General features: G+C 62.3%; 7 protein-coding genes. 6 read left to right on the top strand and 1 reads right to left on the bottom strand.

The features are described from left to right. The first annotated feature begins 210 nt into the window (after positions 1–210). The 6 genes from kdpF (at position 211) to JFU11_RS27205 (ending at position 8418) form a co-directional block, all read left to right on the top strand. On the top strand, positions 211–300 hold the full coding sequence (gene kdpF / locus JFU11_RS27230) for a K(+)-transporting ATPase subunit F (protein ID WP_007899818.1): 90 nt from the start codon (positions 211–213) through the stop codon (positions 298–300). 8 nt (positions 301–308) lie between these two features. Then, positions 309–2003: a potassium-transporting ATPase subunit KdpA gene (gene kdpA / locus JFU11_RS27225; protein WP_201062678.1), complete on the top strand. Its 1695-nt coding sequence runs from the start codon at positions 309–311 to the stop codon at positions 2001–2003. A gap of 10 nt (positions 2004–2013) precedes the next feature. Beyond that, positions 2014–4071: a potassium-transporting ATPase subunit KdpB gene (kdpB, locus tag JFU11_RS27220; RefSeq protein ID WP_123723172.1), complete on the top strand. Its 2058-nt coding sequence runs from the start codon at positions 2014–2016 to the stop codon at positions 4069–4071. 244 nt (positions 4072–4315) lie between these two features. Beyond that, positions 4316–4861, top strand: a complete 546-nt coding sequence (kdpC, locus tag JFU11_RS27215) for a potassium-transporting ATPase subunit KdpC (RefSeq protein ID WP_123723173.1) — start codon at positions 4316–4318, stop codon at positions 4859–4861. 158 nt (positions 4862–5019) lie between these two features. Continuing rightward, complete coding sequence (locus JFU11_RS27210) at positions 5020–7671, top strand: sensor histidine kinase KdpD (protein ID WP_201062677.1); 2652 nt, start codon at positions 5020–5022, stop codon at positions 7669–7671. Positions 7672–7719: 48 nt separating this feature from the next. Continuing rightward, positions 7720–8418 carry a response regulator gene (locus JFU11_RS27205; protein ID WP_008006017.1) on the top strand — a complete coding sequence of 233 codons (699 nt, stop codon included), beginning with the start codon at positions 7720–7722 and terminating at the stop codon, positions 8416–8418. Positions 8419–8559: 141 nt separating this feature from the next. On the opposite strand, the gene JFU11_RS27200 is transcribed toward JFU11_RS27205, so the two are convergent. After that, entirely contained in the window at positions 8560–9600 is a 1041-nt protein-coding gene (locus JFU11_RS27200) for a patatin-like phospholipase family protein (protein WP_123723175.1), read from the bottom strand. Positions 9601–9794: the final 194 nt, after the last annotated feature.

The following is a 9794-nucleotide window of genomic DNA, read 5'->3' as shown; positions in this document are numbered from 1 at the left end:
TTTGGAATGCGTTTACCCACACAACTCCGATCCCTGTGGGAGCGGGCTTGCCCGCGATGAGGCCTGCCCGGACACCGCTGTAATAAAGCCATAAACCCACTCTTTACGCATTCTTTATGCCCCGCCCCACCCCTCGATCTCGCGCCTTTACAGCCTCCCTGCAGACAATCACTCCACACGCGGCAATACGCCGTAACACGGAGAACTTCCATGAGCGTTCTGGACGGGGTGTCACTGCTATTGGCAGTGGGGCTGTTCATTTATCTGTTGGTTGCGCTGTTGCGCGCGGACCGGAACTAGGAGCGGCTATGCACAGTTATGACTATTGGCTGATCATCGCCTTCTTCGCCGTAGTGCTGATCCCGGCACCGTTTCTGGGGCGCTTCTACTACAAGGTGATGGAAGGGCAGCGCACTTGGCTTTCGCCGATCCTCGGGCCGGTGGAACGTGGTTGCTATCGGGTGGCGGGCGTTGATCCGCAGGCCGAGCAGAGCTGGCAGAAATACACCCTGGCCTTGCTCGCCTTTAACCTCGCGGGTTTTTTGCTGCTGTTTGCGATCCTGCTGTTCCAGGATCACTTGCCGCTGAATCCGCAAAACCTGCCGGGTCAGGAGTGGACGCAAGCCTTCAACACCGCCGTCAGCTTCATGACCAACACCAACTGGCAGTCCTACAGCGGCGAAGCGACCCTCAGCTACCTGAGTCAGATGGTCGGCCTCACCGTGCAGAACTTCGTCAGCGCCGCCACCGGCCTCGCTGTGTTGGTTGCGCTGTGTCGTGGCATCGGTCGCAAGTCCACCAAGACCCTGGGCAACTTTTGGGTCGACATGACCCGCGCCACCCTCTACGGCCTGCTGCCGTTGTGCCTGCTGCTGGCGCTGTTCCTGGTCTGGCAGGGCGTGCCACAAACCTTCGCCCACTACGTGAACGCCGTGACCATGCAAGGCGTCGATCAGGTGATCCCGCTCGGCCCGGCTGCCAGCCAGATCGCGATCAAGCAACTGGGTACCAACGGCGGTGGTTTCTTCGGCGTCAACTCGGCGCATCCATTCGAGAACCCGACAGCCTGGAGCAACCTGTTCGAAGTCTCCTCGATCATTCTGATTCCGGTCGCGTTGGTGTTCACCTTCGGTCATTACGTGAAAGACCTGCGTCAGAGCCGCGCGATCATCGCCTGCATGCTGGCGCTGTTTTTGATCGGCGGCGCGACGTCGCTGTGGGCTGAATACCAACCCAACCCGACCCTGGCCAACGTCGCCGTCGAACAGACCGCGCCGCTGGAAGGCAAGGAAGCGCGTTTCGGTACCACCGCCACCGTGCTGTGGTCGGTGACCACCACTGCGGCGTCGAACGGTTCGGTCAACGGCATGCACGACAGCCTCAACCCGCTGAGCGGCATGGTCGCGATGATCAACATGATGGTCGGCGAAGTGATCTTCGGCGGCGTCGGAGCCGGGCTCTACGGCATGTTGCTCAACGTGCTGATCGCAGTGTTCCTCGCCGGACTGATGATCGGCCGCACTCCGGAATACCTCGGCAAGAAACTGCAAGCCCGGGAAGTCCAGTTGCTGGTGGTGACTTTGCTGGTGATGCCGGTCGGCGTACTGGTGCTCGGCGCGATTGCCGCCAGCCTGCCAGGCCCGGTCGCGGCGGTGACTAACCCCGGTGCTCACGGTTTCAGCCAGTTGCTTTATGCCTACACCTCGGCCAGTGCCAACAACGGTTCGGCGTTTGCTGGATTTGGGGCGAACACCGCGTTCCACAACCTGATGTTGGGCTTCGGCATGTTGATTGGGCGCTTCGGTTACATCCTTCCGGTACTGGCGTTGGCTGGCAGCTTGGCGATGAAGAAAACCGCCCCGATTGGCCAGAACAGCTTCCCGACCCATGGCCCGCTGTTCGTGACCCTGTTGACCGTGACCATTTTGCTGGTGGGTGGTTTGACCTTCTTGCCGACGCTGGCGCTGGGCCCGATTGCCGAACATTTGAGTATGGGCTTCTAAGGAATCCATCATGAATATGCCTGTAAGCAAAACCGTCGTCGCCAAGGCGCCGGAACAACAGAAAACCGCGATCTCGGCCCTCTGGCGTCCGGCGCTGGTGCAAGCCTTCGTCAAGCTCGACCCACGGCAATTGCAACGTGCGCCGGTGATGCTGGTGGTCGAACTGACCGCCATCCTCACCACTGTGCTGTGCTTCATTCCCGACAACGCCGTGCCGACTTTCGTCGCCGCGCAAATCGCGTTGTGGCTTTGGTTCACCGTGTTGTTCGCCAACTTCGCCGAAGCGCTGGCCGAAGGTCGCGGCAAGGCCCGCGCCGACAGCCTCAAGGCCGGTAGCGAAGGCTTGAGTGCCCGACGTAAAACTGCCAATGGCAGCTTTCAAGTGGTACCGGCCACCAGCCTGCGCAAGGACGATGTGGTGCGCGTCGAAGCGGGGGAGATGATTCCCGGTGACGGCGAGGTGATCGAAGGTATCGCGGCGGTCAACGAAGCGGCGATTACCGGTGAATCGGCGCCAGTGATTCGTGAGTCCGGTGGCGACCGCTCGGCCGTCACCGGCAATACCCGCCTGGTGTCCGACTGGCTGCTGGTGCGCATCACCGCCAACCCCGGCGAGTCGACTCTCGACCGCATGATCGCGCTGGTCGAAGGCGCCAAACGCCAGAAAACCCCGAACGAAGTGGCGCTGGATATCCTGCTGATCGGCCTGACCCTGATCTTCCTGCTGGTGGTGGTGACCCTGCAACCGTTCGCTCACTTCGCCAACGGCAGTCTGCCGTTGGTGTTTCTGGTGGCGTTATTGGTCACGCTGATTCCGACCACTATCGGCGGTTTGTTGTCGGCCATCGGTATCGCCGGGATGGACCGTCTGGTGCGCCTGAACGTGATCGCCAAATCCGGTCGCGCCGTGGAAGCGGCGGGGGACGTTCACGTCCTGTTGCTGGACAAGACCGGCACCATCACCTTCGGTAACCGTCGCTGCTCCGCGGTCTATGCCGCGCCAGGTGTCACTGCCAAAGAACTGGCCGAGGGCGCGTTGTTTGCCTCCCTGGCCGATGACACCGCTGAAGGCAAATCCATCGTCGAGTACCTGCGCGGTCTTCACCCGCAACCCGAGCCGTCCGCTGACGTATTGACCGCCGTGCCGTTCAGCGCTGAAACCCGCCTGTCTGGTGTCGACTATCAGGGCCGGGTCTATCGCAAAGGCGCGGTGGATTCGCTGCTGACCTTCGTCGACCTGAAACGCGCCGATCTGGCCGCGCCTCTGTCGCGGGAAATCGACAAGATTGCTCAGAGTGGCGGTACGCCGTTGCTGGTCTGCGTTGACGGAAAATTGCTCGGTGTCATCCACCTCAAGGACGTGGTCAAGCCTGGCATCCGCGAGCGTTTCGCCGAGCTGCGCAAGCTGGGGATTCGCACGGTCATGGTCACTGGCGACAACCCGCTGACCGCTGCTGCGATTGCCGCTGAAGCAGGCGTGGATGACGTGCTGGCTGAAGCCACGCCGGAGAAAAAACTGGCGCGCATTCGTCACGAGCAGAACGACGGGCGCCTGGTCGCCATGTGCGGTGACGGCGCCAACGACGCCCCGGCCCTGGCCCAGGCGGACGTCGGCATGGCGATGAACGATGGTACGCAAGCGGCGCGTGAGGCGGCGAACATGGTCGACCTCGACAGCGATCCGACCAAGCTGTTGGACGTGGTGCAGATCGGCAAGGAATTGCTGGTGACCCGCGGTGCGCTAACGACCTTTTCCATCGCCAACGACGTGGCCAAGTACTTCGCGATCCTGCCGGCGCTGTTCGCCTCGATCTACCCGCAACTGGGTGTGCTCAACGTCATGCACCTGAACAGTCCGCAGAGCGCGATTCTGTCGGCGATTGTGTTCAATGCCTTGATCATCGTGGTGCTGATTCCGCTGGCGCTGCGCGGTGTGCGGGTGCAGGCGGTGAGCGCGGCGGCGTTGCTGCGGCGCAATCTGCTGATCTATGGACTGGGCGGGATACTGGTGCCGTTCGTGGGCATCAAGGCGATCGACATGTTGTTGACGGCGTTGCATCTGGTTTGAGGTTGATCTGAGTGTGCGGGCTTTTTGTGGTGAGGGGCTTTGTGGCGAGGGGGCTTGCCCCCGTTGGGTTGCGCAGCAGCCCCAAAACCTAAAACCTCATTTCTTCAGACATACCGCATGCATCGGGCTGGCGACTGCTTCGCAGCCGAACGGGGGCAAGCCCCCTCGCCACAAAAGCCCCTTTGCCACAGGGCTGAGCAGTAGCTTCCAGACCTGAGTTTTTTATCGAATCGAGGATTTTGAAATGTCCACACTGATACGTCCGGCTCTGAGCCTACTGGTGCTGATGACCCTGATCACCGGCGTCGCTTACCCCTTGGTGGTCACCGGTGTCGCCCAGGTCGCCTTCCCGGACCAGGCCAATGGCAGCCTGGTGCGTGACGCCGACGGCAAGGTCCGCGGTTCGTCGTTGATTGCCCAGGATTTCGTCGGCGACACCTGGTTCCACCCACGGCCATCGGCTGGTGCCTTTGCCACCGTGTCGAGCAGCGCCAGCAACTTCTCGCCAAGCAATCCCGCGCTGGCCACTCGGGTTATCGACGAGGCCAATAAATTGCAGGTGCCGGGGCAGGGCCCGGTGCCGTTGGCCTTGCTGACCACCTCCGGCAGTGGCCTCGATCCGCACTTGCCACCGGCTGCGATTGCCTATCAACTGGCGCGAGTCGCGGCGGCGCGCAATCTGCCAGTGTCTACGCTTGAGCAATTGCTGGACGCGCACATCGAGCAGCCCTTGGTGGGGCCGCCGGTGGTGAATGTGTTGGCGCTGAATAGGGCGTTGGAAAAACTGTAGATCGGTGGCGCCGCCAATCGCGGGCAAGCCCGCTCCCACAGGAGGCGATGGTGGATACACGATTTGTGACCACCATCGATCACTGTGGGAGCGGGCTTGCCCGCGAAGAGGCCCTGACAGTCACTGCATCAATATCAGAATGAGAGAGAACTTCAAGCATGAGTGACTCCGGCCGCGCCGACGCGCTGTTAGCAGACCTGCCCCGCGATGGCCGTGGCCGGCTCAAGGTGTTCCTTGGCGCAGCCCCGGGGGTCGGCAAGACCTACGCCATGCTGCAAGCCGCACACACTCAACTGCGCCAAGGCGTGAAAGTCATGGCCGGGGTGGTCGAAACCCACGGTCGCGCCGAAACCGAAGCGCTACTGGCTGGCTTGCCGCAGCAGCCGTTGGTGCGCTCGGAATACCGCGGCGTGATGCTCGAAGAGATGGACCTCGACGGTCTGATCAAAGCCAAGCCGAAACTGGTGCTGGTGGACGAGCTGGCCCACAGCAACGCCCCCGGCAGTCGGCACGCCAAACGCTGGCAAGACATCCAGGAATTGCTCGCCGCCGGCATTGACGTGTTCACCACGGTCAACGTCCAGCATCTGGAAAGTCTCAACGATCAGGTGCGCGGCATCACCGGCGTGCAGGTGCGCGAAACCCTGCCGGACTGGGTGTTGCAAGAAGCCTACGAACTGCTGCTGATTGACCTGCCGCCGCGTGAGTTGCTGGAGCGTCTGCGCGACGGCAAGGTCTACGTGCCGGAGCAGGCGCGGGCGGCCATCGATGCGTTCTTCACTCAGACCAACCTCACCGCCCTGCGTGAATTGGCGATGCAAACCGCTGCGGCTCAGGTCGATGACGATCTGGCGCAGGGTTATCGCCAGTTGGGGCAGGCTGCACCGGCCGTGCGCGGTCGTTTGCTGGTGGGCGTCGATGGCGATGCTCAGGCCGAGCGTCTGGTGCGTCACGCCAGTCGCGTCGCCCAGCGCCGGCATCTGCCGTGGAGTCTGGTGCATGTGGACAACGGCCGTGTGCGCGACGAGCAGTCGCGCCTGCGCCTGCAAAGTGCTCAGCAACTGGCCGAACGCCTCGGTGGAGAAGTGGTGCTGCTGCGTGCCGGCGAGGTGGCGAAAACCCTGATCCAGCACGCCGCCGAACGCCGCGCGAGTCTGGTGTTGGTCGGTCAGTCCCGGCAGCGTTTGCGTCGACGGTTGTTCGGCGGCGGTCTGGCGTCACGTTTGCTGCGTAATGCTCGTGGGCTGGAAATCAACGTGCTCGACAGCGATCAGGAACAGCATCAGCCGCGCCAACGCTCGGCGCAATCGCTGGTCTGGTTCGACTACGCGTTGGCGCTGGTGGCGACGGTGCTTGCCAGTGCCTTGGCCTGGGCGGTGGAGAGCTTCTTGCCGTTGCCCAATATTTCGCTGGTGTTCCTCGCGGCGGTGTTGCTGGTGGCGGTGCGCAGCAGCCTTGGTCCGGCGCTGGCCTGCGCGGCGCTGTCGTTTCTGACCTATGACTTTCTGTTCATTCCGCCGAACTTCTCTTTCACCATCCAGCGTGAAGAAGACGTGCTGACCTTGCTGTTCTTCCTGCTGATGGCGGCCCTCACCGGCAACCTGGCGGCGCGACAACGGCGACAATTGCAGGCGTTGCGCGACACTCAGGAAGAAACCAGCGAACTGCTCGACCTGTCGCGCAAACTCACCGCCGCCACCGACCGTCAGGCCGTGGTCAGCGCTGCGGCGCAACACCTCAATGGCTGGACCGACCTGAAACTGTGCCTGCTCAATCGCGATGGCCAGAGCGGCTGGAAAGTTGAAACCGGTGGGCCGCTGGAGTTTTCCGAAGCCGAGCGCGCCGCCGCCGATTGGGCCTGGCAACATGATCAACCGGCCGGCGCAGGCACCGGCACCTTGCCGTTCGGGCGCTGGTGGTGGTGGCCGTTGTCGGTGGACGATGGTCCGCTGGCACTGCTCGGCGTGTGTGCCAAAGAAGGTCAGACCCTGAGCGGCCAGCGTCGGCGTTTGCTGACCGCACTGAGCCAACCGCTGGCCCAGGCGTTGGCTCGGGCGCAACTGGCCGATGACCTTGAGGCGGCGCGCTTGCATGGTGAAACCGAGCAACTGCGCAGCGCGCTGCTGGCCTCGGTGTCCCACGATTTGCGCACGCCGCTGACTTCCATGCGCGGCAGCATCGACAGCCTGCTGGCGCTTGGCGAGGCGATTCCGCTGGAGGACCGTCGCGAACTGCTCGAAGGCACCCGCGATGAAGCCGAACGGCTGGATCGCTACATTCAAAACCTGCTGGACATGACTCGCCTCGGCCACGGCGCCCTGAAGCTGGCGCGGGACTGGGTGTCGCCGGCAGACATCGTCGGCAGTGCACTCAATCGTCTGCGCGCGGTGCTGGCGTCGTTGCAGGTCATTACCGAAGTACCGGCCGAATTGCCGCTGCTCTATGTGCATGCCGCGTTGATCGAGCAAGCGCTGGTCAACGTATTGGAAAACGCCGCGCGTTTCTCACCGCCTCGCGGGCGACTGGAATTGCGTGCCGGGGCCACTGACAGCGAGCTGTTTTTTTCGGTGAGCGATGAGGGGCCGGGAATTCCGGAGGAGGAGCGGGCGAAAGTTTTCGACATGTTCTACACCGCCGCTCGCGGCGATCGCGGCGGGCAGGGTACCGGGCTGGGGCTGGCGATCTGTCAGGGCATGGTCGGCGCCCATGGCGGGCGGATCAGCGTCGCCGATGGCATCGAAGGGCGCGGCACCTGCATCACGTTGCACCTGCCGTTACAGACTCAGCCGGGATTGGACAGTGAAGCCTGATCTCACCTGCGCTACTCTCTTGCCACTTCTTTGTGTTGATGTGAATTCATGAGCCAGACCGCGACCATTTTGGTCATCGATGACGAACCGCAGATCCGCAAATTCCTGCGCATCAGCCTCGCCTCCCAAGGCTACAAAGTGCTGGAGGCCGGCACCGGCACGGAAGGCCTGGCCCAGGCCGCATTGAACAAACCCGACCTGCTGGTGCTCGACCTCGGCCTTCCGGACATGGACGGCCAGCAGGTGCTGCGCGAGTTTCGCGAGTGGTCGACGGTGCCGGTATTGGTGCTCTCGGTGCGCGCCAGCGAAGGGCAGAAAGTACAAGCCCTGGATGGCGGCGCCAACGACTACGTGACCAAGCCGTTCGGCATCCAGGAATTTCTGGCCCGAGTGCGCGCGTTGCTGCGTCAGGCGCCGACCGGTGAGGCCCAGGAAGCGGCGCTCTCCTTCGGCCCACTCACCGTGGACCTGGCTTATCGCCGGGTGCTATTGGACGGCGCCGAAGTGGCGCTGACGCGCAAGGAATATGCGGTACTGGCGCAACTGGCGCGGCATCCGGGGCGGGTCATCACCCAGCAGCAATTGCTCAAGGACATCTGGGGCCCGACTCACACCGAAGACAGCCACTATCTGCGAATAGTGGTCGGGCACCTGCGGCAGAAACTGGCGGATGATCCGACTCAGCCACGGTTCATCGTCACCGAAGCGGGGGTGGGGTATCGGTTGTTGAGTGAGGGCAGCCTTTAGTTTTTGTGGTGGCTGATCCTGCGCCTTCGCGGGCAAGCCCGCTCCCACAGTGTTCCGGGTGTTCACAGATCATGTGACCGCCACAAAACTCTGTGGGAGCGGGCTTGCCCGCGAAGGGGCCCTTTCATTCACCCAAGAACCTCAAGACTCCCGCTCATTCTCATACCGATCCAGCGTATCCCGCGCAATCTCACGCCCCAGCGCGATCAACTCAGGTGCCTTGTAAAACTCGAAAAACCGACACACCCGCTTAGGCACGTTGATCAGGATATCCGGCGGATACCCGGCAATCTTGTACTGCGCCAATGACGTCTGCATCACCTCGAAACTCTGGTTGATCAGGTCCAGCAAGGACGCCGGCCCGACGTTGTCGATGATGAACGACCCGGTGGCGGATTTCGGTGCGCCGTTGCTTTCCGGGGCTGCCGCCGGTTGCTGGCCTTCGGGCGCGGCGGATTCGATCCACGGATTAATCTCGGCCGCTTCTGCCATCAACGCTTCCTTCTCCAGCAGCAGCAATTGTTCCGCCTGTTTACGGCGGAATGGCATCTTCGAGCCCAGCGAGTTGATCAGGCTGTCGAAGCGGGTCTTGAACGCGGCCGGGCGCTGGATCACTGGCAGTTGATAATGACGCTGGTTGGTGGAGTTGAGGTTTACCGCGATGATCAGGTCGCAATGGCTCGACACCACCGGCACGATCGGCAACGGGTTGAGGATACCGCCGTCCACCAGCATTCGATTGCCCTGCATCACCGGCGTGAACAGGCTGGGGATCGCCGCCGAGGCGCGCATGGCCTGGTGCAGGCAGCCTTCCTGAAACCAGATTTCCTGTTGGTTGGTCAGGTCCGTGGCCACGGCCGTGTAGGGAATGCGCAGGTCTTCGATGTTGATTTCGCCGACGATCTTGCGGATCTGCCCGAAGACCTTTTCCCCACGAATCGCGCCCAGGCGAAAACTGACGTCCACCAGACGCAACACGTCGAGGTAATCCAGGCTCTCGATCCAGTCGCGATAATCGTTGAGTTTACCGGCGGCATAGATCCCGCCGACCACCGCGCCCATGGAACAACCGGCGATGCAGGCGATGTCGTAGCCGCGCCGCTCGATCTCTTCAATGACGCCGATATGGGCGTAGCCCCGGGCGCCACCCGAGCCCAACACCAGTGCGACACGCTTTTTCATGAATCGACCTCTCTGACAAGGTTCAACAATGCACCTATCGAGGGGCAAGCTTCAATCGCTATGGTCGTTCGGCGGGGCGATAGCGTCGTTTTTTGACACTCAATAAAGGCGAATGGGTATCCTCGCGAGCGCTATAGTTTCCACTGCGGGTCCAAGGCACTTTTCACGCGCCAGGCCGTCTTAGCTGCACGACT

The sequence above is a fragment of the Pseudomonas sp. TH37 genome (assembly GCF_016650735.1).
GTDB lineage: Bacteria > Pseudomonadota > Gammaproteobacteria > Pseudomonadales > Pseudomonadaceae > Aquipseudomonas > Aquipseudomonas farris.
Note: the sequence above shows the minus strand (reverse complement) of the source record. Positions and strands in the feature narration are given on the sequence as shown.